The following is a 20,231-nucleotide window of genomic DNA, read 5'->3' as shown; positions in this document are numbered from 1 at the left end:
CATGCGAGGGGGCGCTATGACCGACGTGATGGAGGAGACGACCGCCGAGGTGGCGCGGCTGAGCCGCGTCTCCGTGCTGTGCGGCGGGGCGCAGGTCGACGTGTCCATCCCGCTCCTCACGCCCACGGAGGTCCTCATCCCGGAGCTGGTGCGGCTCTTCGGCGACCGGATCGGCGGGTCCGCGGAGTCGGCGTGGTCGCGGCCGTGGCGCCTCGCGCCGGTCGGGGGCGAGCCGCTGCCCGGCCCGCAGACCCCGGCGGACGCCGGCATCGCCGACGGTGCGCTCCTGGTCCTGTTCGTGGCGGAGGCGCCGCCCCCGCCGCCGGTCTTCGACGACGTCTTCGACCGCACCGCAGCGGATCTCGTCACGAGTCGGCGCTGGGACGAGCGTGCGGCCCTGATCGTCGGGCTCGTCGTGCTGGGCCTGGCGACGCTCGCGACGGGGGCGGTCGCGCTGCGGCTCGGTCTGGCCCCGCGCGGCGCCGACGGGGCGCGGCCCGCGATCGACCACGTCTTCGCGCAGCTGTGGTGCGGCGCCGCCGCGGTGGCGCTGCTCACCGGGTCGCTGCTGTCCGCACGCCGAATGCCCTCGCCCGGTCCGGTGCCCACCGCGCTCGCGATGTGCGCCACCGTGCTCGCCGGGGTGACGGGCGCCCTGGTCGTGCCGCTCGGCGCCGACGGCCGGTACGGTCCCGCGCACGCGCTCCTCGCCACCGCTACGGCCGCCGTGTCGGCGCTGATGGCGCTGCGGTTCACCGGCCGCGGCACGGTGGTGCACACGGCCCTGCTCGCGGCGGCCGCGCTCGCCGGGCCGGCGATGTTCGCCGCGCTGTGGTTGCCCGGGCGCCGCGCCGCGATCGGCGCGACCGTCGCGGTCGTCGCCTACCTCGTCCTGGTGTTCGCGGCCCGGATCGCCGCCGTGGCGGCCCGCCTGCCACTCCCGCACGTACCCGCCGCGGGCGAGCGGATCGATCCCATCGACGACGATCCGCCGCCGACGGTGGCGGGGGTCGGCGCCGTCGCCGCGGGTCTCGACGACGAGTCGCCGGAGCGGGACGCGCCGCCACGGTCCGAGCTCGCGCAGCTCATCTGCACCGGAATCACCGTCGGCGCGGCCGCGGCGGGGGCGGTCGCCACCCTCGCCGTGGGTGCCGCGACGCGCGAGCTGCCGGGACATCACCTCGCCTTCGCCCTGGTCATGGCGGTCGCCTTCTGCCTGCGTGGCCGCACCCACGCGGAACCCGTCCAAGCAGGTGCCGGCGTCCTCGCAGGCGCGGTCATCGCCATCGGCACCGCCACCAGCCTCGCGTGGGGCTTCGGTTCCTGGCCGGTCGTCGGCCTCGTGGGCCTCGCGCTGATCGCGGCCCTCGCGCTCGCGTGCGGGGCGCTCGCGCCCGGCGTCGTCTTCAGCCCGGTGCAGCGGCGCCTGGCGGAGCTCGGCGAGTACCTCACCATCGCCGCCGCCGGCCCCCTGCTGGGCTGGGTGTGGGACGTGTACGCGACCGTCCGGAACCTCTGATGGGACGGCGGATCCGGGTCGCCGCCGCGGCGGCGGTGCTCACGCTCGCCGTCCCCGCGGTATCCGCCGGGACGGCATCCGCCGATCCGCCTCCCGACGGTGCGCCGCGCGGCCCCGTCGCGCCGCTCGCACCCACCGTCCAACGCTCCCAGTGCAACACGCTGCGCACGCAGCCCGGCACCGACTACGCCCGGGTGGATCACGCCGCTCGATCCCTCCGCTTCGACCAGGCCTGGCGGTTCACCCGCGGCGAGGGGCAGAAGGTCGCGGTGATCGACACCGGCGTGACCCCGCACCCCCGACTCGGCGAGGTGATCGCCGGCGGCGACTACGTCTCGTCGGGCGACGGCCGCGACGACTGCGACGCCCACGGCACCGCCGTGGCCGGCATCATCGCCGGCCGCCCGGCTCCGGGAGACTCCTTCGCAGGGGTCGCTCCGGCGGCGTCGATCATCGCGATCCGTCAGGCCAGCGCGGCCTTCGAACCGCAGCAGCGCGGGGTCAACAGCCACGGCAACGTGACCACCATGGCCTACGCCGTGGTGCGCGCGGTCGACCTGGGCGCCACGGTCGTCAACATCTCCGAGGTGGCCTGTGCCGGTTCCGCGTCCGCGCTCGGCGACGACGCGCTCGGCCGCGCGGTGCGGTACGCCGCGGACCGGAACGTCGTGGTGGTCGCAGCGGCCGGGAACGTCTCGACGGGCGCCTGCGCCGAGCAGAACGCGAATCCGGTCGCGCCGAAGACCTTCGCATCGCCCGCGCGGTTCGCCGATCAGGTTCTCGCCGTGGGCGCCACCGAGCCGGACGGCCGCGCCGCCGCGTTCTCCCTGGCCGGGCCGTGGGTCACGGTCGCCGCGCCGGGCACCGATGTGACGACGCTCGAGCCGCGCGGCACGGGACTCGCCAACGCGCAGGTGACCCGCGAGGGCACGACGCCGCTCGCCGGGACCAGCTACGCCGCGCCGTACGTCGCCGGTGTGGCGGCCCTGGTCCGGGCGCGGTTCCCACAGCTGACGGCGGCGCAGGTCCGCGGCCGGATCCTGGCGACCGCGCGCCGGTCCGCGGGGATGGGCGGAGCGGGGATCGTCGATCCCGTCGCCGCGGTCTCCGCTGCGGTGCCGGGCGAGGCGCCCACGGCGGGCCGCCTGGACGTGGCCGCGACGCCCGCCCCGGATACCCGGCCGCGCACGTACGCGCTCGCCGGGGTCGCGCTCCTCGCGGTGGCCGCTGTCGCGGCGTGCCTGGCGCGCCGCTGAGCCTCAGCGGTCGACGGTGACCGGCGTGCCGTCGCGGGTCACCGCGGCGGCGGCGCGAGTGAGGTCGGGACCCGCGGGCATCGCCGTCAGCACCGACCAGGCCACCGGCCTCGGCTTGTGCTGCAGGCCCAGGATCTGCGCCGTCTCCACGTCCGGGATGCCGTACCGCACACCCGAGTCCGAGACGTAGAACAAGCCGTCCCGGCGCTCACCACCGGGGTCGGCCGACACGACGTACTCGCCCGAGCCGGACGGGATCGACGCGAAGTCGAGGGCGTCCCCGGCACCGTCGGCGCCGGCCAGCGCGACGGGCAGGCCCGGGCCGGGCGGCGTACGGAAGGAACGCAGCTCGACGGTGCCGCCGCCCTCGCCGTCGGTCGACGCGGCCGCACAGACCACGGGCGCGTCGCTCACGGTCCGCGCCACCGGACGAGTGTCGGGCAGGTCGCCGACCGGCACGGCGCGACGGGTGGGTGCGGAGGCCACGGTGGCCGCCGGCACCGTCGCGATGGCGGTGCCCGCGGGGTCTCCCGCGCGGATCAGATCGGCGGCCCACGCGCCGACGGACTGGACGCCGTCGGCGAGGACGACGTACAGGCGGTCGCGGTCGGTGTCGGCGACGCGCACGACGTCGCCGACGCGGGACCCGCCCACCGCGGCCGAAGGCTGTCCGCGCCCGGGGATCTGCGGCACCGCGATCGCGTCGATCGGTGCGAAGGCGTTGAGCAGGGGCGCGCTGACCGCGCGGGCGGAGACGCCGTCGATCCCGGCGAGTCTGCGCACCACGGGATCCGACGGGTCCACCGTCGCGCGCACGCCACGGAACAGGAGGAAGTGGTCGTCGCCGTGGCGGACCAGTACGGCGCCGTCGTCCGCGGACCCGGAATCGACCGAGGAGACCATCGTGTCGAGCCCGTCCCGCGCGGTGGGCTTGTCCGACGGTGCCCGCCGCGTCCGGTCGCAGAGCAGCCAGGGCGAAGCCCCCTCGGTCCAGGCCGAGACGGGACCGAGGATCTGCGCGGGCGCGCCGACGATGCCGACCTCGGGGCCTCGGCGGAAATCGCTGAGCCGCTTGTCCTTGACCGACGAGGGCTGCGCCGCCTCCCCCACCACCAGGCGCGCCGAGGCGAGCCCGGTGACCGGGTGCAGAACGTCGTCGACCCGGACGTAGAGGGCGCCGGACTCCTTGGCCAGCACGATCTTCGCGTCGCCCACCGCGCCCTGCGGCCGGAGCAGCGCGAGCACGCCGCATCCCCCGGTGATCACGAGCGCCAGGACGAGGCCGACGATGAGTGACCGCGACTGCGACGCCATCGGATCGGAGATCATGCGCGGATCCCGGCGCAGCAGCGCGTGATCCATCCGCCGCAGGATGAACCGATACCCGCTGACCTGCGCGCGCGTGGTCAACTGCTTCCGCATGACGCCCTCCCCCAAGGTGCGTATCGGCCGCTTCCCCCGAAGCGGCCGTACCGGCCCTCAGAATACGGTACTTTCGGCGCACGACAGCACGTTTCGGGGGAGACGGCGCTCTTTCTGGGGGAGACGAGACATGGAACAGGCGACTGGATCGACCGGACTCGTCGCGCCCGGCAGGTGGCACCGCGCGGCGTGGCCCTCCAGCGGGTCCGTCCTCCTCGCGGAGGCCGCCGCGGCCGCCGCGGGACTCGGCGCAGCCGCGCTCGGCGGGCCGCACTGGGCGGCCGCCACCGCGGCTTTGACGGTCGGCGCGGGCGCGCTCGTCCGCGTGCGCGGGACCTCGGGCGCGGAGTACGCAGCGGACCGGCTCCGCGTGCGCACCGCCACGGGTTCGCTCGTCGGGGCGGCGCCGTATCCCGGCGGCGGCGAGGTCGGGATCCGCCGCGCCGACCGCCGGCTGACCGCCTTCGTCCGCCTCGCACCGCCCGCCCCACAGCTCGTGGCGATGCTGCGGCGCGAGGATCCGGCGATCCCGCTGGAACTGCTCGCCGACCTCATCCGGCACGCGGACACCCCCGCGGCGCGGATCGACCTGCTCCTCGCCGGCGGGCGGGTTCCGGGCGAGCCGCCCGCACCGCGGATGCGCTACCAGCAGCTCCTCGGCCCACTGCACCGCTGGGCGGCGGCGGACCTCCTCGTGGCGGTGACGATCGATCCTCGGGACTGCGCGGCGGCCTGCGCGCGACGAGGCGGCGGCGCGTCCGGTGAGCTCCGGATCGCGGCGCTCGCGGCGCAGCGGGTCGTCGATGCGCTCCGCGCCCACGGGGTCGCCGCAGTGCCGCTGCGTCCCGCTGAGGCTGTCGGCATCGACCCCGCCCCGCCGGCCGGTTCCGTCCCCTGCGATCCCGAGGCGCTCGCCCGCGGCGACCTCGACACCTTGTTCTCGGTCGATGCGCCGGGCCGCGCCGGCATCTCGGTGCGCCCGGACCGGACGAGCGGGATCCGTGTGGGGGCATGGCGGTCCGCCGACGGTGCGGACGAGGCAGGGCGGCGCGGCGATCACGAGGCGACCGGCCCCACGGCGGCGCTCGCCGCGCTGCACGTCCCGCTCGGCGGGTGCGGGCAGATCCTCGGCTCGGACGCGACGGGCGGCCCCGTCGCCGCGCGGCTGCACGGTCGGGGCGTGCGCAGCGTCTGGGCCGCCGTGGCCGACGATCCGGCGCGTCAGCTCGTGGAACGGGCCGTGGCCACCGGGGCGCGGGTGCTGATCGTGACGGGGCGGCCGGCGATGTGGCAGCCACTGGTGAACTGGGTGGGATCGCCGCGCCACCTGTGGATCTCCGGCTGGCGCTACCCGCAGCAGCTCGCCGAGCTCGGCCCCGCGGACTACACGGTGACCGTCCTCGACGGCACCGCCGCGGGCCTGACGCCGGGGGCGGTGGAGCCCTCGGGGACGGTGTGGCGGATCGAGCAGGCCGGGATCTCCCCCGTCACCGAGGCCGACGTGGTGCTCAGCCAGCCCCTGCCGGGGATGCTCACCGTGCGCACCGACGGCGGCGCGGCCACGCTGCGGCTCGTCGCGTAGCGCACCGAAGACGAGCGGGCCCGGCAGCCTTCCGGCTGCCGGGCCCGCTCGCGTGCGGTGGTCTGCTAGGTCCAGCTCTGCGCGGCCTTGGCGTTGGTCTGCTGCATGGACACCACGGCGTTCTCGGCCGCGGTCCGCACCCGCGTCAGCAGGTCGTTGATGTCCTCGAAGCCGGAGTTCCACCGCGTCTGCACGGCCTGGTACGCGGTCGCGGAATCGGGATCCTCCCACGCGGTCGCGAACTTGTTCTGTTCGGTGCGGATCGCGTCGGCCTGCTGGATCAGGACGGTGGTGCGCTGCGCGATGTCATCGAGCGCGCCCCGGATGGTGGCGTAGTCGTAGCGGATCATGTCGCTCATGCTTGGTCCCCCTAGGTCTTTCGGATGCGGTCAGAGGCTGAGTGCCGTGATGGTGGAGGTGTTGTCGTCCTCCTGCGCGCGGTAGCTCGAGGTGTTGCCCGCGAGCATGCTGCTGATGTCGACGAGCGCGGTGTTCACCTTCGCGGCGCTCTCGTCCCACCGCGCCATCACCCCGAGGAAGGCGACCTGAGCCGCACCGGCCCACACCCCCTGCGTCGCCTCCACGTCGCCGCGCAGCTGGCTCAGGGTCGTCTTCATCTGCGCCCCGAGGTCGTCCAGCGTGTCGGCGCCGGTCTTCATCGCCGCGAGTTCGGCCTTGGTCCCCGTCATGTCGTACTCCTCCCCGCCGGACGTGCCGGCACCGTCGGCCCGCACCCGGATGGTGCGTGCCGTCCCCGGTCACGGCGTCCAGCCGCCCCCCGGAAGTTCCTCGCAGGCGCGCCGCAGCGCCCTGCCGATGCGATGGGCGCTGCCGTCGGCGACGGAGATCCAGGTCCCCGAGCCCGGCTCGCGCGCCGTCCGCACCACGACGCGCCCAGCGGGCGAGTCGATGACCGCGACCACCGCCGCGGAGCGGTGATCCCCCGCGTGCACCGTGAACTCGACGCTGCGCTGCGAGCGGGCGAAGACCCGTCCGATCAGCCGCGCCGCGTCCGGGTCCACCCCGATCGCCCGCAGCGCCGCACCGACCTCGCCCGCGTCGCCCGCTCGGAGGGCCGCCCGCCCTTCCTCTGCCGGGAAGGACGCCGCGACAGCGGGATCCGCCGGTGCCGCATCTCCCAACACCGGTGCGACCAGCGCGGCCAGCCGGTCCGCGGAACCGTCGCAGTGCGGTAGATCGACGGTGGCGGTTCCCGCGGCACGCACGACCCGCGCCGTGAGGTGGCCCGCCCGGGCCAGGCACAGCCGGGTGTCCAGCGCGCCCGTCGCCCGGGCCTCGATCCGCACCTCCGGCGCGGCGAGCACGTCCAGGGCGGTGGTCTCGTCGACGTCGAGCTCCTCGATGAGCGGAGCGGGCTCGGCGGCGGTGCGGCGCGGGTCGGGCGGCGTCCACAGCACCGGGGGAACCTCGGTGCCGAACCGCGCGCTCAGCGCCGCCACCGCGTGCGCGGTCACGGCTCCTCCACCATCGACTCGCCGTGGGCGCCGAGCACCGCGGGCGCGGCGTGGACCACGAAGGCGTCGGCCTCGTCCTCGGCCTCGGACGGGACCGCGCCCGCCGGCTGCGCGGCGTGCTTCGCCGCCACGGCGGCGCCCGCCGCACCCATCATGCCGGCGGGCATCATCGGAATGCCGCGGCCGGCGGACGAAGAGGCGTTCGACGTCGACGCCGGCGTCGTTCCGGTGCCACCCTGCTCGCGCTGCACCGTTCCGATGGGGAACGCTCCGAGCGCGGGCGCCGGCACCCCGACCCCGCCGCCTCCCGTGCCACGGCCCGTGCCCGAAGCTCCGCCCGTGCCCTTGCCCTTCGGCGGCTTGGTGCGCGACCCGGGCACCGTCGGCGGCGCGGCGAACTCCCACGGCGCGCGCAGGGGCTCCGCGGCCCGCTCGAACCCCGCCATGACCGCCGCGGCGGTGCCGTGCGCCTGCTGCTCGACGCGCTCCGAATCCGCTGCGGCGCCGACGAGGGCGGCCACCGCGGGTTCCGCGCCGCCCGCCGCCGCGGCGGCCTGGGCGTTCTCCCGATCGGTGCGGATCCGGGCGGCATCGGCCACCGAGGGCATCGCACGCGCCGCGGTCTCGTACGCCGCGCCCTGCCCGGCGAGCTTGGCCGCGTACTCCGCGAGATCCGCGGCGTGCCGCGCGAGCCAGCGCGCGTACTCCGGCAGCGGGCCCGTACGGCGCACGTCGGACTCCTGACGCCCCAGGTCCACCGCGCCGTCGAGCCGGACCACGAGGCGGTCAAACTGGACGGCGGCGGCGCCGTACGCCGCAGCGAGACGCGCGGTCTCCTGCGCGGCGGTGGTGAGCGGCTGCGCGCCCGCCCCGCCCAGCAGATCGCCCGCGAGCCGCTCCGTGGGGCGAGCGGCCCAGTCGACGCCGGTGAAGCCCGGATCGCGGAGCACGGGTCAGACCACCAGGCCGAGGGTGGCGCCGAGCTCCGCGTCCCCGCGCTGCACCGCGGTGACGTGCCCCGAGACCGCCTCGCCGAGGCGGCGCAGGTCGGCGACCGCGGCCTCCGCTGCGCGGAGTTGGTTCTCCCCCATGCGCTGCGTGGTGCGCGCCACGGTCTGCGAGACCTCGTCCCGGCCCGTGGCGGCAGGCGCGGCGTGCGCCTCGAAACGCTTCTGCGCGCCGCGCAGGTCCTCCACGATCCGCTCGATGCCGCGGGCGATCTCCCGCGCCTCCTGCGGATCCATGCTCAGCTTGCTACCGGACACGATGTGCACTCCCCCCGAAGTTGTCTCTATCCATTAGACGCACCGGCTCCCGGTACGGTTCCGCCTCTTACAGGCGGAGTTCCACGTCCGGCTCGTCGTACTGCTCGGCCGGGAGCGCATCACCCACCACCTGCGGGCCCACCAGCGGCAGGTCACCGAGCACGCTCTCCCCGTTGTCGCTGGTGACGAGGTAGTCGGGCACCGCGTGGTCGCCGGCCGTCGCGCCGCGGGCGCCCGCCGCCCCGGCGGCGCCCATCGGCATCATCGGGGCCGCCATGCCGCCGCGCGAGACGACATCGGCCGAGGCCGGCACCGTCCGGGCGCCGCCCTCGACGACGGGTGTCCGGGAGGCGGGCGCGGCGGATTGCGGCTGCGACAACGCCGCCGCGGCACCGGCACCGGCGCCGGAGCCGAGCCCGCCGATGCCGCCGCCACCCGCACCGGAGCCTCCGACGCCCGCTCCGCTGCCCGTGAGCGCCGCGGCGGCCGGGAAGTCATCCGTCGCAGTCGGGTCGGTACCCGTGACGGCATCGTCCTCGGTGTCCGTCGCGGATTCCGCGAGCCCGCTCAGGGCCTCGCCCGCGGACGTCGCGACGCCGACGGCGGTCTTCACCGCGCCGGACACCGTATCGGTCGCGAGCTTGCCGACGGCCGTCACCGCCCCGGTCGCGGCGGAGACGACGCCGGGAATGATCGAGGCGGCGGCCTGCGCCGCGGCAGTGGCCGCCGTCGTGGGCGGGGTGGCGACCGGCACCTTGCGGCCGGCGGCCCCGACCTGCGCGCTGAGCCCGGAGAGCTGACTCTTCGTGCGGGCCACGACCTCCGTCGCGTGGGCCAGATGCTCCTGCGCGGCGGCGACGGCCGCGGCCTGCCCCGGCGGGAGCCACAACGACGGGCCGAGCGCCGAGATCACCGCCATGAACGAGTCGATGATCGCCTGGAGCTCCGCCTCGCCCGTGCCCACGACCGCCGCGGCCTCGCCGACCGCGGTCGACAGCTCGGCCCCCTGCTCCGCCACCAGGCCCGTGCCGGTCGCGGCCTCGAGGCCCTTGCCCGTCGCGGCCGTCGCCGCGGGTCCCTGCCACACCGAGGACAGCTGGCTGATCGCCTGCATCCCCGCCGAGACGCCCTGCTCCAGCGCCTTCGACGCGCCGGAGAGCGCCGCCGACGGATCGAGCCCCTCGAAGCTGCCCGAGCCGAAGGTCGAGAGCAGGTCCGTCATCGGCTTGACCAGCCCGGCGACGTCGAATCCCGGCACCTGCGGCGCCTCGGGAACGCCCTTGGGCGCCGCCGGGAGCTCCTGCTGCGGCGGCGTTTCCGGTGCCGTCGGCACCGGCGGCAGGCCGAGCGCCGCGAGCACCTCGTTGACCGGCCGGTCGAGCAGCGCACGGATCGCCGGGTCGAGCGCGGTGTCGGGCGCCACCGGCACCGCCACGGGATCGGCCACGGTCAGATCCCCACGGAGCCCAACCCGGCGACGTTGCCGGCCTCGGTCAGACCGTATGCGGCGACCGTGCCGGCCGAGGACGCCGCGATCCCGCCGTAGAGGACGGCCAGCTCCGCGACGGACTCCACGTGGACGGCCTGCGCGGCGGCGAAGGCCGCGAGGAAGTCCTGCCCGATCAGGCCGAGCGCCGGGTTCAGCGCCGCGACGTTCGCCGCCGCATCCACGGAGCCCGCCGTCGCGACCGCCGCCCCGATCCCGGCGTTGGCGGCCCCGAAGGCCGAGATCGCCGAATTCACCGCCATGAACATTGCTCTCCCCCATCGTCTGCAGCGGGCCCGGTGCGAAGGCCCTCATCAATTGGACGCACCAGCTCGGGATTCGGATCCCGATTGCTCCCCGGCCCGCGGATCAGCCCACCGCGAAGTCCGCGTGGAAGCGCTCCATCACCGCGGCACGCCGCGCCTGCACCTCCCGTGCGGCGACGGCGCACACATCGACGATGCGCCGCCCGAGGGCGGCTCCGTCGGACCTGCAGGCCGCCGGGGTCAGCGTGAGCCCGACGAGCGCGCAGACCCCGTCGAGCTCCACGCGGATGGCGCCGTCCGGGCTGGAGACGGCGACGCGGACGCCGTCCAGTTCCGCACTGGTGCGGCGCAGCACGCGCAGCTGCTCGTGCGCGCGGGCCTCGATGCGATCCATCTCGGCACTCATCACACCCTCCGCAACCAGGTGCCGACGGAGTCGTCGCGCTCGGGGGCCGGCGCCGCGACCGGCTCCGGGAGGCGCATGGCGCGCAACACCTCCGGGCCCACGCCGGCGCGCTCCAGTTCGGCGCGGCGCTGCAGGCCCGCGGTGGTCGCGGCCTCCCGGCAGAGCCGCACGACGGTGTCGGCCAGGTCCTGCGGCTCCCGTCGCAGCTCGGTCCGCTCGATGGCGATGTGCAGCGGCGTGCCCTGGTCGTTGGCCCGCACCCGCACCCCTCCGTTGGTGGATGTGGCGATCGTCATCTGTCCCCCTTCATGTCTCATTCCTCCCGCACGGTGCCGACGGCGCGCTCGCACGCGCCCGCCAACGGCGCCGCGGTGCGCCCCGCCTCGCAGCCGACGCTCAGCTGCGCCGCGCCCGCAACCACGACGTACCAGTCCACGAACCGCTCCGCGTCGACCTGCTCGCGGTAGCCGATCACCTCGCGGCCCGCGACGAGGGTGCTCGGGTCGAGGTCGGTGATACGACGATCCGACCGTCGCGCGAGGGCGGATTCCAGGTCGGCCGCGACGGCCGCGAGGTTCGACGGTGCCCGGAGTCGCGTCCGCACCACGGTGACCCGGCGGCCGTCGTCCGCCTGTGCCAGCCGCCGGTCCGGGCCGGGCTCGGTGACCGCCCAGCCCTGCGGCAGGTCGACGGAGGCACCGTCGAAGGCAACGCGGACGAAGCTCTCCGCGGGCGGCGCGGGGCGGGCCGGCGCGGGCGGCGGAGAGCCGGGCAGGCAGGCGACCGCGCCCGCGGCCACCACGCCGACGGTGCCGGCACCCGCCGCGACGAGCGGCCAGCGCCGCGGGCCGCGGTGTCCGGGTGTGTGTTCCGGTTCCGGCTCGGGCGCGGGCGGTGCCGTTGCGGGCCGCGGGTCCGGGGTCGGCGCGAGCACCTCTTCCGGCTCGATCCGGACGGCGCGCCAGAGGTGGGCCGTGGCCAGCGCGCGGCGGACCCGGTGGTAGACCTCGGGCGGACCGTCGACGAGGGCCTGGTCGACGTCGTCGTCGAAGACCTTCCGGGCGGCGCGCAGCGGGTCCGGGTGGGAGGCGGATGCGACGGGGCGCCACGCACCGTCGGCGAGGGCGAGGACGTGCGCCTGCGCCACCGGGCCACGGCATTCGAGGACGAGGGCGCGCCGGCAGTAGAGGACGCCGGCGGCGCGGACGAGGGCCTCCGCGCGCGGGAGCACCTCGGAGTCGACCCCGAGCGAGGCGCCGGCCGCGGCGATCAGGCTGCGCCGCGGGGCGCCGAAGACGCTGGGCGCCAGGATCGTCCACGCGCGTGACGGTGCGCTGCCGCTCGCCGCGTCGGCCAGCCACTGCGCCCACTGCCGGGTCGCGACCGCGGGCGCGACGAACTCGTCGACGTCCGGCGGCGCGGCCGTCGACCGCACGGCACCGTCCGGCCCGCGTACGTACCACTCGTCCCCCGCGCAGTCGATGACGATGCGCTCCGGGTCCCCCAACCCGATCATGCGGAGGAGATTAGCGCGTGGCGGGCTCCGCCGGAGCGGATTCGGCGGCTTCGCGCTTGCGGGCGCGGCGGGTGATCACGGTGATCGCGATGGGGATGATGATCGTCAGCGCGGAGCCGATGAACAGCACCTCGAGGTGATCGCGAAGCAGCGGGATGCCGCCGAGGAAGTAGCCCAGCAGCACGATCCCGTCGCACCACAGGATCGAGCCGAGCACCGAGAACAGCGTGAACTTGCGGTGGTCCATCTTCGAGAAGCCCGCCAGCACCGGCACCAGCGTGCGGACGATGCCGATGAACCGGGCGAAGAGCACCGTGAACGGGCCGTACTTGTCGAAGAAGGCGTAGGTCTTGTCGACGGGGCCTTGCCCGATGAAGTTCATGACCCTGCCGCGCATCACCTTCGGGCCGGCGTACCGGCCGAGGGCGTAGCCGCACTGATCGCCGATGATCGCCGCGATCGGCAGGAACAGCAGCAGTTGCCACAGCTGCGCGAAGGGCTGCGGCTGCGCCGCGAAGATGCCCGCGGTGAACAGGATCGAATCCCCCGGGAAGATGAAGCCCACCAGCAGACCGGTCTCGATGAAGATCAGCAGCACCAGGCCGATGAGGCCCGCGGAGCCGAGGAAGCCGGTGACGTCGAAGGGGTTCACATCACCCGAGTATCCACGCGGTGGGCATCGCGATCATGAACTGCGGGCGAACGGCGCCCCAAGCTCCGTCAGTCGCCGCAGCAGCCGCCCGCGCCCGACCCCGGGCCGTCGACCTCGCGCTTCTCGCGGGTGATCAGGTTGCGCTCGGCGAGCTCGTCGTCGGCGGGGTAGTCGACGCGGACCAGCGTGAGCCCGCAGGCGGCGGCCACGTTGATGGCGCTGGAGCGCTCGCGCTCGTCGAGCAGCCCGGCGACCCAGTCGGCGGACCGTCGGCCCTCCCCGACCGCGGCGACCGCCCCGACGAGGGAGCGCACCATCGACCAGCAGAAGGCGTCGGCGGAGACCTCCGCGGTGAACACGCCGTCGTTGTCCCGACGCCAGGCGAAGCGCTGCAGCTCGCGGACCGTCGTGGCGCCCTCGCGGCGGCGGCAGAAGGCGGCGAAGTCGTGCAGGCCCAGGAGCCGGTCGCTCGCCTCCTGCATCCGGTCCAGGTCGACGGGCCGCCGCCACGGCGCGGTGTCGCGGGCGCGCAACGGGTTCGCGCCGAACGGGGCGTCGGTGAGGCGGTACTCGTAGTGGCGGCGCAGCGCGGAGAAGCGGGCGTCGAACTCCGGCGGGGCGATGCGGATCGCGGTCACCCGGACGTCCTGCGGGAGCATGCGCGCCAGGCGGCGGACCAGGCCGTCGGGCAGCACGACGGGGTCCGGCAGGTCGACGTGCGCCACCTGGCCCGTCGCGTGCACGCCCGCGTCGGTGCGGCCGGCGACGGTGAGCTGCACCTGCGCGCGCAGGATCGTCCCGATCGCCTCCTCCAGCACGCCGCACACCGTGCGGCGCTCGGGCTGGCGGGCCCAGCCGCTGAAGTCGGTGCCGTCGTAGGCGATGTCGAGGCGGTAACGAGTCATGTCGCGCGTGACTCTACCGCTGCCGCCAGGCCGTCGAGGTAGCGCGTGAGCGCGGTGTCGAGCAGCACGTCGGCGTCGTACGGGTAGCTCGTGTGCAGCATCTCCGCCATCACCGGGAACCGGTCGGCGGGCGCCGCGGCGCGCAGCTCGTCCAGCTGCGTGTCGATCCACTCATCCTCGGTGACGCCCGTCGCCGCGCGGTCGGCGAGCTCGGGCTCGATCGTCGCGCCCAGGCCGCGCACCAGGTTGAGCAGGCACAGGTACTCGGTGAAGGCCTCGCGCTGCTCGAGTCCGGCGGCGCGGAGGGCGGCGAGCAGGTGCTCCGACATCGGCATCGCGCCGGGCAGCACCGCCGGCCGGGTCATCGACATCGCGGCGGCGAGCCACGGGTGGGCCTGCATCGTCTCCCACAGGGAGCGGAGCAGCGCCTCGACATCGGCGCGCCAGTCCGCGGTGCGGGGCGGGACGGGCAGGTCCGACAGCACGCGGTCCAGCATCGCCGATTGCAGCTCGTCGCTGCTGGGGACGTAGCGGTAGACGGCCATCGTCGGGATCTCCAGCGCCGCGGCGAGCCGGCGCATCGAGACGGCCTGCAGGGACTCGGCGTCGGCGATGGCGACGGCCGCGGCGATCACGTCGGCGGCGGTCAGCTCGGGGGCGCGCGGGCGGTCCGGGCTCACCACCACACTCCCCCTCCCCGGGGCCGAGTCGACCAGGCCGTCGGCCTGCAGCAGGGACAGGACCTTCGAGGCCGTCGCCATCGCCACGCCGTGATCGCGCATGATCGCCCGGGTCGACGGTGCCCGGTCCCCCGGACGCAGCCGGCCGGACGCGATGCGCTCCCGGAGCGCCGCCGCGATCTCCTCGGCGCGCGTCACCCGAGCCCCGATGCACTAGTGCACTTTCTAGGAACATCCACGTCAACACTGTAGCGCGATGCACTCGATACGGCGTACGTTCGCCCTATGAATCAGCTCCGAGTCCTCATCAGCGGCGCCTCCATCGCCGGTCCCGCCGCCGCCCTCCTCCTCGCCCGCCAGGGCCACCGCGTCACGATCGTCGAACGCGCACCGTCGCTGCGTACGGGCGGCCAGACCGTCGACCTGCGCGGCGCCGGCCGCACCGTGATCGACCGGCTCGGCCTCGGCCCCGCCACGACCGAGCGGCTGCTCGACCAGCGAGGCCTCGTCAAGGTCGACGGCCGCGGGCGGCGCGGCGCGCGCATGCCCGTCGAGGCCTTCGGCGGCAACGGCGTGGTCTCCACCCACGAGATCCTGCGCGGCGACCTCGCCGAGGTGCTCGTCGACGCGGTGCCCGCCGACGTCGAGTACGTGTGGGACGACACCGTGACCTCGATCGAGCAGGACGGCCACGTCGCGCGGGTGCGCTTCGAGACGGCCCAGCCGCGGGAGTTCGACCTCGTGATCGGCGCCGACGGCCTGGGCTCCGCGGTGCGCCGCGCCGCCTTCGGCCCCGACGCGGGAGCGCTCGAGCCCATCGGGCTGCGGTACGCGTGGTTCACCGCCACCATCGACGAGGACACCCGCGGCTGGTACCTCATGCACACCGCGCGCCGCGGCCGCGTGGTGTCGGTGCGCCCGTCGCGCACCGACGGCACCGTCAAGGCGGGGCTCGCGATCCGCGGCACCGACCCGAGTCGGCTGGGCCGCGAGGAGCAGTTCGCGCTCTTCGAGCGGGAGTTCGCGGACATCGGCTGGGTCACCCCGCAGCTGCTGGCGGCCATGCGCACCGCGGACGACTGGGCGTACCAGGACCTCGCGCAGGTGAAGCTGGACGGCTGGACCCACGGCCGCGTCGCGCTCGTCGGCGACGCGGGCTACTGCCCCACCCCGCTCACCGGGCTCGGCACCACCCTCGCGCTGGTCGGCGCGTACGTCCTCGCCGGCGAGCTGGGCCGGGCCGACGGCGACGTCCCCCGCGCGGTCGCCCGGTACGACGCGGTGATGCGGCCGTTCGTGACCAAGGCGCAGGAGCTGCCGCCCGGCAGCCCCGCGGGGTTCGCGCCGATGGGCCGGATCGGCGTGGCGCTCGGGGATCTCACCTACCGGACCGCGATGCACTGGCCCATGCGGCTGGTCTGGGCGGCGCAGTTCGCGAAGGCCGACGGCATCGACCTGCCCGCGTACACCTGATGCGGCTCACGATGTCGGGTTCTGCGGCCATGCGCGTGCACCAGCGCACGTCCACATGCGCAGAAGTCGACATCGTGAGCGGCGTAGCGTCGGGACCATGACCGATACCGCGCAGACCGTCACCGTGTTCGCCGATGTCCCGCCGGCCGTGCTCTTCGCGGCGCTGACCCGCCCCGCGGTGCACGCGGCGGCCGACGGATCCGGGATGCTGCGCGGCGTCTCCGACGGCACCCCCGAGACGATCACCGGCGTCGGCCAGACGTTCGGCATGGAGATGACCGACGAGCAGGGGCGGCCGTACTCGGTCGACAATCACGTCACGGCCTTCGAACCGGATCGGCGGATCGCGTGGCTGCCCGCCGGGCGCGGGAAGCCGCCCGTCGGCGTCGAGTGGTCGTGGGAGTTCACCCCGCACTCGGACAACGGGGTCGACGGTTCGCTGATCGCCGTCACCTGCGACTGGTCGCGCGTGACGAACGAGGCCTACCTCGCGCGGTTCACCCTGCCGCGGGTCTCGGCGGACAAGGTCCGGGCCACCGTCGACGCCGTGATCGCGTCGACGCGCTGACCCGCCGAACGACGAAGCCCGCCACCTGCGATGCAGGTGGCGGGATTGCGTGCGTGGGTGGGTGACTACTCCGAGTCGGAGGCGTCCTCCTGCTGCGACTTCGGCAGCGAGTAGCCCGCGGCCTCGGCCGAAGCCTCGTCGGCGAACCAGATCTCGGCGACCGTCGAGTCGAAGAAGCGGGTACCGGGGCGGTGGTACAGCTTCGAGTCGGCGTTGCCCTTGATCGGGAAGCCCTCGGGGGCCTCGTTCACGTCCTCGAGCGGCGCGTGCGCGCCGGCGGGGAGGTCCGAGCCCTCGGCCGGAGCCTCGGTCTCGGTGATCTCCGCAGCCTCGACGGCGGCGGACTTGGCAGCGGCCTGCGAGGCGGCGACGCGGGTGGCGCGCGAGGCCTCGGTGGCGGCGAGCTGCTCGGTCACGATCTCGATGACCGCCATGGGGGCGTTGTCGCCCTTGCGGTTCTCGGTCTTGATGATCCGGGTGTAGCCGCCCTGACGGTCGGCGACGGCCGGAGCGATCTCCGCGAACAGCACGTGCACGACGTCCTTGTTGCGGATCTCCTTCATGACCTCGCGGCGGTTGGCCAGCTTGCCGTGCTTGGCATGGCTGATCAGCTTCTCCGCGTAGGGACGCAGGCGCTTGGCGCGGGACTCGGTGGTCTCGATGCGGCCGTGCTCGAAGAGCGCGGTCGCGAGGTTCGCCAGAATGTGCTTCTGGTGCGAGGCCGAGCCGCCCATCCGGGCGCCCTTAGTGGGCCTAGGCATTGTTTCTCCTGTGGGGTTTTACGAGCTGGTTAGCTCAGAGCTGCTCGGTCTCGGCGTAATCCTGGTCGCCATCGGCGTCGCCCGAGAACGACGGCTCGTCGCTCCAGGTACCGGTGGCCGGGTCGTACCCGTCGACCTGCGACGGATCGAACGAAGCGGGGCTGTCCTTGAGGGCCAGACCCAGCGCGTGCAGCTTGACCTTGACCTCGTCGATCGACTTCTGACCGAAGTTGCGGATGTCGAGAAGATCGGACTCGGTGCGGGCCACGAGCTCGCCCACGGTGTGCACACCCTCGCGCTTGAGGCAGTTGTACGAGCGCACCGTCAGGTCGAGGTCCTCGATCGGCAGCGAGAACGCCGCGATGTGGTCGGCCTCGGCCGGCGACGGGCCGATCTCGATGCCCTCGGCCTCGACGTTGAGCTCCCGGGCGAGCCCGAACAGCTCGACCAGGGTCTTGCCCGCCGACGCCAGCGCGTCCCGCGCGGTCATCGAGTTCTTGGTCTCGACGTCCAGGATCAGACGATCGAAGTCGGTGCGCTGCTCGACACGGGTCGCCTCGACCTTGTAGGTCACCTTCAGCACGGGCGAGTAGATCGAGTCGACCGGGATGCGGCCGATCTCGGCGCCCGACGCCTTGTTCTGCACGGCCGGCACGTAGCCACGGCCCCGCTCGACGACCAGCTCGATCTCGAGCTTGCCCTTGTCGTTCAGGGTGGCGATGTGCAGGTCGGGGTTGTGGACGGTGACCGACGCCGGCGGAACGATGTCGCCCGCGGTGACGGCGCCCGGACCCTGCTTGCGCACGTACATGGTGACCGGCTCGTCGTCCTCCGACGAGACGACCAGGCCCTTGAGGTTCAGGATGATGTCGGTGACATCCTCCTTCACGCCGGGGACCGTGGTGAACTCGTGCAGCACGCCGTCGATGCGGATGCTGGTCACTGCCGCGCCCGGGATGGACGACAGCAGCGTGCGGCGGAGCGAGTTGCCCAGCGTGTAACCGAAGCCCGGCTCCAGCGGCTCGATGATGAACTTCGAGCGCGCCTCGGAGATGACCTCTTCGCTGAGGGTGGGTCGCTGCGAGATGAGCATTGAGTGATTCCTTCTCTCTGGGCGTCCGCTATTTGACGCCCGTAGAAGGCCGCCGGCGGCGAATCCGCCGGCGACCCTGCACTACTTACTTCGAGTAGTACTCGACGATGAGCTGCTCCTGGAAGGGAACGACGATCTGCTCACGCTCGGGCACGCGGTGCACGAGGATGCGCAGGTTCGACGGGACCACCTGGAGCCAAGCCGGAGCGGTGCGCTCGCCGACGGTCTCACGCGCGATCTGGAACGGCGTGGTGCCGAGCGACTTCGGGCGGACGTCGATGATGTCGTACTGCGAGACGCGGTACGAGGGAACGTCGACGCGGACGCCGTTCACCGTGAAGTGACCGTGGGTCACCAGCTGGCGGGCCTGACGACGGGTACGGGCCAGGCCGGCGCGGTACACGACGTTGTCGAGGCGGGTCTCGAGGATCTGGAGCAGGGCGTCACCGGTCTTACCGGTGGCGGCCTTCGCCTCCTTGTAGTAGCGGGAGAACTGCTTCTCCATCACGCCGTACATGAAGCGAGCCTTCTGCTTCTCCTTGAGCTGCAGGAGGTACTCGGACTCCTTGATCCGCGCGCGGCCGTGCTGGCCGGGCGGGTACGGACGACGCTCGAACGCCTCGGAACCGCCGACGAGGTCGACGCCCAGACGACGGGACTTACGGGTGACAGGGCCGGTATAACGAGCCATGGTTTCTCTCTCCTACCTTCCCTAGACCCGACGCCGCTTGGGCGGACGGCAGCCGTTGTGCGGCTGCGGCGTCACGTCGGAGATGGTGCCCACCTCCAGGCCGGCGGCCTGGAGCGAGCGGATTGCGGTCTCGCGACCCGAACCCGGGCCCTTGACGAAGACGTCGACCTTCTTGACGCCGTTCTCCTGCGCCTTGCGGGCAGCGTTCTCGGCGGCGAGCTGCGCGGCGAAGGGGGTGCTCTTGCGCGAGCCCTTGAAGCCGACGTGGCCCGAGGAGGCCCAGCTGATCACGTTGCCACTGGGGTCCGTGATCGAGACGATCGTGTTGTTGAACGTGCTCTTGATGTGAGCGTGGCCGTGCGGGACGTTCTTCTTTTCGCGACGACGCGAAACGCCCTTCTTCGCGCCCGTGGCGCGCGACTTCGGAGGCATTACTTCTTCTTTCCGGCGATGGTCTTCTTCGGACCCTTGCGGGTGCGAGCGTTGGTCTTGGTGCGCTGGCCACGCACGGGCAGGCCACGACGGTGGCGGATGCCCTGGTAGCACTGGATCTCGATCTTGCGACGGATGTCGGCCTGCACCTCGCGGCGCAGGTCACCCTCGACCTTGTAGTCCGTGCCCTCGATGTAGTCACGGAGCTTGGTCAGGTCCTCGTCGCTGAGGTCCTTGCTGCGCAGATCCGGGCTCACACCGGTCTCGGCGAGAATCTCAGTCGCGCGGGTACGGCCGATGCCGTAGATGTAGGTCAGTGCGATCTCCATGCGCTTCTCGCGCGGGAGGTCGACACCCATAAGACGTGCCATTCTTGGCTGTTTCCTTCTTCATAGTCGGAGGTCTGCTCCCCGTCCGTCCTCGGTGGTTCCGGCGCTTTCACGCCGGCCGAGGCCCCGGCCTCCGAGCCGGGGGTTCACGGGGGCTCGTCTGCCCCCGCTGGTGCGGAGAGGTCATCGTGTGTTCAAGCGGCGAACCGCTCGAAGCGCAGTGATCTAGCCCTGACGCTGCTTGTGGCGCAGGTTGTCGCAGATCACCATGACCCGACCGTTACGGCGGATCACCTTGCACTTCTCGCAGATCGGCTTGACGCTGGGGTTGACCTTCACGTCAGTCCTATCCAGTTGTTCTCAGTGTTTTTCGTCGCCGCCACCGGTAGCCGGAGGGGCGCCACGGCGCACACGACGAAGCCGCGCACGCACGCGATGATCCAGTGTACGCTGC

General features: G+C 73.7%; 25 protein-coding genes. 5 read left to right on the top strand and 20 right to left on the bottom strand.

The features are described 5' to 3' along the window. Positions 1-16: 16 nt before the first annotated feature. Complete coding sequence (gene eccD / locus ACM9LD_RS22220) at positions 17-1,519, top strand: type VII secretion integral membrane protein EccD (protein ID WP_415678690.1); 1,503 nt, start codon at positions 17-19, stop codon at positions 1,517-1,519. Beyond that, complete coding sequence (gene mycP / locus ACM9LD_RS22215) at positions 1,519-2,775, top strand: type VII secretion-associated serine protease mycosin (RefSeq protein ID WP_415678689.1); 1,257 nt, start codon at positions 1,519-1,521, stop codon at positions 2,773-2,775. The genes eccD and mycP overlap by 1 nt, the downstream gene beginning before the upstream one ends. Before the next feature lie 3 nt (positions 2,776-2,778). Here the strand turns inward: mycP and eccB are convergent, their stop codons facing one another. Further along, complete coding sequence (gene eccB / locus ACM9LD_RS22210) at positions 2,779-4,197, bottom strand: type VII secretion protein EccB (RefSeq protein ID WP_415678688.1); 1,419 nt, start codon at positions 4,195-4,197, stop codon at positions 2,779-2,781. Positions 4,198-4,327: 130 nt separating this feature from the next. On the opposite strand from eccB, the gene ACM9LD_RS22205 reads away from it, so the two are divergent. Further along, positions 4,328-5,779 carry a type VII secretion protein EccE gene (locus ACM9LD_RS22205; RefSeq protein WP_415678687.1) on the top strand — a complete coding sequence of 484 codons (1,452 nt, stop codon included), beginning with the start codon at positions 4,328-4,330 and terminating at the stop codon, positions 5,777-5,779. Positions 5,780-5,844: 65 nt separating this feature from the next. On the opposite strand, the gene ACM9LD_RS22200 is transcribed toward ACM9LD_RS22205, so the two are convergent. The 13 genes from ACM9LD_RS22200 to ACM9LD_RS22140 form a co-directional block, all read right to left on the bottom strand. After that, a complete protein-coding gene (locus ACM9LD_RS22200) occupies positions 5,845-6,138 on the bottom strand; it encodes a WXG100 family type VII secretion target (protein ID WP_415678686.1) in 294 nt (97 codons plus the stop codon). Positions 6,139-6,168: 30 nt separating this feature from the next. Then, on the bottom strand, positions 6,169-6,468 hold the full coding sequence (locus tag ACM9LD_RS22195; RefSeq protein WP_415678685.1) for a WXG100 family type VII secretion target: 300 nt from the start codon (positions 6,466-6,468) through the stop codon (positions 6,169-6,171). A 69-nt stretch (positions 6,469-6,537) separates the two neighbouring features. After that, the gene (locus tag ACM9LD_RS22190) at positions 6,538-7,254 is read right to left on the bottom strand and encodes an ESX secretion-associated protein EspG (RefSeq protein ID WP_415678684.1); all 717 of its coding nucleotides are present in this window, start codon (positions 7,252-7,254) and stop codon (positions 6,538-6,540) included. Continuing rightward, positions 7,251-8,204: a PPE domain-containing protein gene (locus ACM9LD_RS22185; RefSeq protein WP_415678683.1), complete on the bottom strand. Its 954-nt coding sequence runs from the start codon at positions 8,202-8,204 to the stop codon at positions 7,251-7,253. Before ACM9LD_RS22185 ends, ACM9LD_RS22190 begins: the two co-directional genes overlap by 4 nt. Positions 8,205-8,207: 3 nt before the next feature. Continuing rightward, a complete protein-coding gene (locus tag ACM9LD_RS22180) occupies positions 8,208-8,498 on the bottom strand; it encodes a PE domain-containing protein (protein WP_415678682.1) in 291 nt (96 codons plus the stop codon). A gap of 88 nt (positions 8,499-8,586) precedes the next feature. Continuing rightward, entirely contained in the window at positions 8,587-9,966 is a 1,380-nt protein-coding gene (locus tag ACM9LD_RS22175) for a WXG100 family type VII secretion target (RefSeq protein WP_415678681.1), read from the bottom strand. Between the two features lie 2 nt (positions 9,967-9,968). Beyond that, positions 9,969-10,268, bottom strand: coding sequence for a hypothetical protein (locus ACM9LD_RS22170; protein ID WP_227966786.1), 300 nt, complete (start codon positions 10,266-10,268; stop codon positions 9,969-9,971). 106 nt (positions 10,269-10,374) lie between these two features. Further along, a complete protein-coding gene (locus tag ACM9LD_RS22165; protein ID WP_415678680.1) occupies positions 10,375-10,677 on the bottom strand; it encodes a YbaB/EbfC family nucleoid-associated protein in 303 nt (100 codons plus the stop codon). After that, positions 10,677-10,973, bottom strand: coding sequence for a hypothetical protein (locus ACM9LD_RS22160; RefSeq protein ID WP_415678679.1), 297 nt, complete (start codon positions 10,971-10,973; stop codon positions 10,677-10,679). Before ACM9LD_RS22160 ends, ACM9LD_RS22165 begins: the two co-directional genes overlap by 1 nt. Positions 10,974-10,990: 17 nt before the next feature. Further along, positions 10,991-12,193 carry a type VII secretion-associated protein gene (locus ACM9LD_RS22155; RefSeq protein ID WP_415678678.1) on the bottom strand — a complete coding sequence of 401 codons (1,203 nt, stop codon included), beginning with the start codon at positions 12,191-12,193 and terminating at the stop codon, positions 10,991-10,993. Between the two features lie 10 nt (positions 12,194-12,203). Beyond that, positions 12,204-12,845 (bottom strand): DedA family protein, encoded by a 642-nt coding sequence (locus ACM9LD_RS22150; protein WP_415678677.1) that lies wholly within the window; start codon positions 12,843-12,845, stop codon positions 12,204-12,206. 68 nt (positions 12,846-12,913) lie between these two features. Next, entirely contained in the window at positions 12,914-13,750 is an 837-nt protein-coding gene (gene truA / locus ACM9LD_RS22145) for a tRNA pseudouridine(38-40) synthase TruA (protein WP_415678676.1), read from the bottom strand. Further along, positions 13,747-14,628 carry a TetR/AcrR family transcriptional regulator C-terminal domain-containing protein gene (locus tag ACM9LD_RS22140; protein ID WP_415678675.1) on the bottom strand — a complete coding sequence of 294 codons (882 nt, stop codon included), beginning with the start codon at positions 14,626-14,628 and terminating at the stop codon, positions 13,747-13,749. Before ACM9LD_RS22140 ends, truA begins: the two co-directional genes overlap by 4 nt. An 87-nt stretch (positions 14,629-14,715) precedes the next feature. Here ACM9LD_RS22140 and ACM9LD_RS22135 point away from each other — a divergent pair, with 87 nt between their 5' ends. Then, positions 14,716-15,903 carry an FAD-dependent monooxygenase gene (locus ACM9LD_RS22135; RefSeq protein ID WP_415678674.1) on the top strand — a complete coding sequence of 396 codons (1,188 nt, stop codon included), beginning with the start codon at positions 14,716-14,718 and terminating at the stop codon, positions 15,901-15,903. A gap of 97 nt (positions 15,904-16,000) precedes the next feature. After that, positions 16,001-16,471, top strand: coding sequence for an SRPBCC family protein (locus tag ACM9LD_RS22130; protein ID WP_415678673.1), 471 nt, complete (start codon positions 16,001-16,003; stop codon positions 16,469-16,471). 65 nt (positions 16,472-16,536) lie between these two features. Here the strand turns inward: ACM9LD_RS22130 and rplQ are convergent, their stop codons facing one another. The 6 genes from rplQ to rpmJ form a co-directional block, all read right to left on the bottom strand. Beyond that, a complete protein-coding gene (gene rplQ, locus ACM9LD_RS22125; RefSeq protein ID WP_415678672.1) occupies positions 16,537-17,232 on the bottom strand; it encodes a 50S ribosomal protein L17, sunset domain variant in 696 nt (231 codons plus the stop codon). Between the two features lie 34 nt (positions 17,233-17,266). Continuing rightward, the gene (locus tag ACM9LD_RS22120) at positions 17,267-18,325 is read right to left on the bottom strand and encodes a DNA-directed RNA polymerase subunit alpha (protein ID WP_068522636.1); all 1,059 of its coding nucleotides are present in this window, start codon (positions 18,323-18,325) and stop codon (positions 17,267-17,269) included. Positions 18,326-18,410: 85 nt separating this feature from the next. Continuing rightward, the gene (gene rpsD / locus ACM9LD_RS22115) at positions 18,411-19,016 is read right to left on the bottom strand and encodes a 30S ribosomal protein S4 (protein ID WP_415678671.1); all 606 of its coding nucleotides are present in this window, start codon (positions 19,014-19,016) and stop codon (positions 18,411-18,413) included. Positions 19,017-19,037: 21 nt separating this feature from the next. Next, entirely contained in the window at positions 19,038-19,448 is a 411-nt protein-coding gene (gene rpsK, locus ACM9LD_RS22110) for a 30S ribosomal protein S11 (protein ID WP_068522638.1), read from the bottom strand. Continuing rightward, on the bottom strand, positions 19,448-19,819 hold the full coding sequence (gene rpsM / locus ACM9LD_RS22105; protein ID WP_146435040.1) for a 30S ribosomal protein S13: 372 nt from the start codon (positions 19,817-19,819) through the stop codon (positions 19,448-19,450). Before rpsM ends, rpsK begins: the two co-directional genes overlap by 1 nt. 183 nt (positions 19,820-20,002) lie before the next feature. Next, a complete protein-coding gene (gene rpmJ, locus ACM9LD_RS22100; RefSeq protein WP_013127970.1) occupies positions 20,003-20,116 on the bottom strand; it encodes a 50S ribosomal protein L36 in 114 nt (37 codons plus the stop codon). Between the last annotated feature and the right edge of the window lie 115 nt (positions 20,117-20,231).

Source organism: Tsukamurella hominis (genome assembly GCF_965137015.1).
GTDB lineage: Bacteria > Actinomycetota > Actinomycetes > Mycobacteriales > Mycobacteriaceae > Tsukamurella > Tsukamurella hominis.
Note: the sequence above shows the minus strand (reverse complement) of the source record. Positions and strands in the feature narration are given on the sequence as shown.

What these genes read in the sequence shown, in the direction of transcription:
- eccD (WP_415678690.1), top strand. Translation starts at nt 17, where the DNA reads ATGACCGACGTGATGGAGGAGACGACCGCCGAGGTGGCGCGGCTGAGC.
- mycP (WP_415678689.1), top strand. Translation starts at nt 1,519, where the DNA reads ATGGGACGGCGGATCCGGGTCGCCGCCGCGGCGGCGGTGCTCACGCTC.
- eccB (WP_415678688.1), bottom strand. Translation starts at nt 4,197, where the DNA reads ATGCGGAAGCAGTTGACCACGCGCGCGCAGGTCAGCGGGTATCGGTTC.
- ACM9LD_RS22205 (WP_415678687.1), top strand. Translation starts at nt 4,328, where the DNA reads ATGGAACAGGCGACTGGATCGACCGGACTCGTCGCGCCCGGCAGGTGG.
- ACM9LD_RS22200 (WP_415678686.1), bottom strand. Translation starts at nt 6,138, where the DNA reads ATGAGCGACATGATCCGCTACGACTACGCCACCATCCGGGGCGCGCTC.
- ACM9LD_RS22195 (WP_415678685.1), bottom strand. Translation starts at nt 6,468, where the DNA reads ATGACGGGGACCAAGGCCGAACTCGCGGCGATGAAGACCGGCGCCGAC.
- ACM9LD_RS22180 (WP_415678682.1), bottom strand. Translation starts at nt 8,498, where the DNA reads ATGGATCCGCAGGAGGCGCGGGAGATCGCCCGCGGCATCGAGCGGATC.
- ACM9LD_RS22170 (WP_227966786.1), bottom strand. Translation starts at nt 10,268, where the DNA reads ATGGCGGTGAATTCGGCGATCTCGGCCTTCGGGGCCGCCAACGCCGGG.
- ACM9LD_RS22165 (WP_415678680.1), bottom strand. Translation starts at nt 10,677, where the DNA reads ATGAGTGCCGAGATGGATCGCATCGAGGCCCGCGCGCACGAGCAGCTG.
- ACM9LD_RS22160 (WP_415678679.1), bottom strand. Translation starts at nt 10,973, where the DNA reads ATGACGATCGCCACATCCACCAACGGAGGGGTGCGGGTGCGGGCCAAC.
- ACM9LD_RS22155 (WP_415678678.1), bottom strand. Translation starts at nt 12,193, where the DNA reads ATGATCGGGTTGGGGGACCCGGAGCGCATCGTCATCGACTGCGCGGGG.
- truA (WP_415678676.1), bottom strand. Translation starts at nt 13,750, where the DNA reads ATGACTCGTTACCGCCTCGACATCGCCTACGACGGCACCGACTTCAGC.
- ACM9LD_RS22135 (WP_415678674.1), top strand. Translation starts at nt 14,716, where the DNA reads ATGAATCAGCTCCGAGTCCTCATCAGCGGCGCCTCCATCGCCGGTCCC.
- ACM9LD_RS22130 (WP_415678673.1), top strand. Translation starts at nt 16,001, where the DNA reads ATGACCGATACCGCGCAGACCGTCACCGTGTTCGCCGATGTCCCGCCG.
- rplQ (WP_415678672.1), bottom strand. Translation starts at nt 17,232, where the DNA reads ATGCCTAGGCCCACTAAGGGCGCCCGGATGGGCGGCTCGGCCTCGCAC.
- ACM9LD_RS22120 (WP_068522636.1), bottom strand. Translation starts at nt 18,325, where the DNA reads ATGCTCATCTCGCAGCGACCCACCCTCAGCGAAGAGGTCATCTCCGAG.
- rpsD (WP_415678671.1), bottom strand. Translation starts at nt 19,016, where the DNA reads ATGGCTCGTTATACCGGCCCTGTCACCCGTAAGTCCCGTCGTCTGGGC.
- rpsK (WP_068522638.1), bottom strand. Translation starts at nt 19,448, where the DNA reads ATGCCTCCGAAGTCGCGCGCCACGGGCGCGAAGAAGGGCGTTTCGCGT.
- rpsM (WP_146435040.1), bottom strand. Translation starts at nt 19,819, where the DNA reads ATGGCACGTCTTATGGGTGTCGACCTCCCGCGCGAGAAGCGCATGGAG.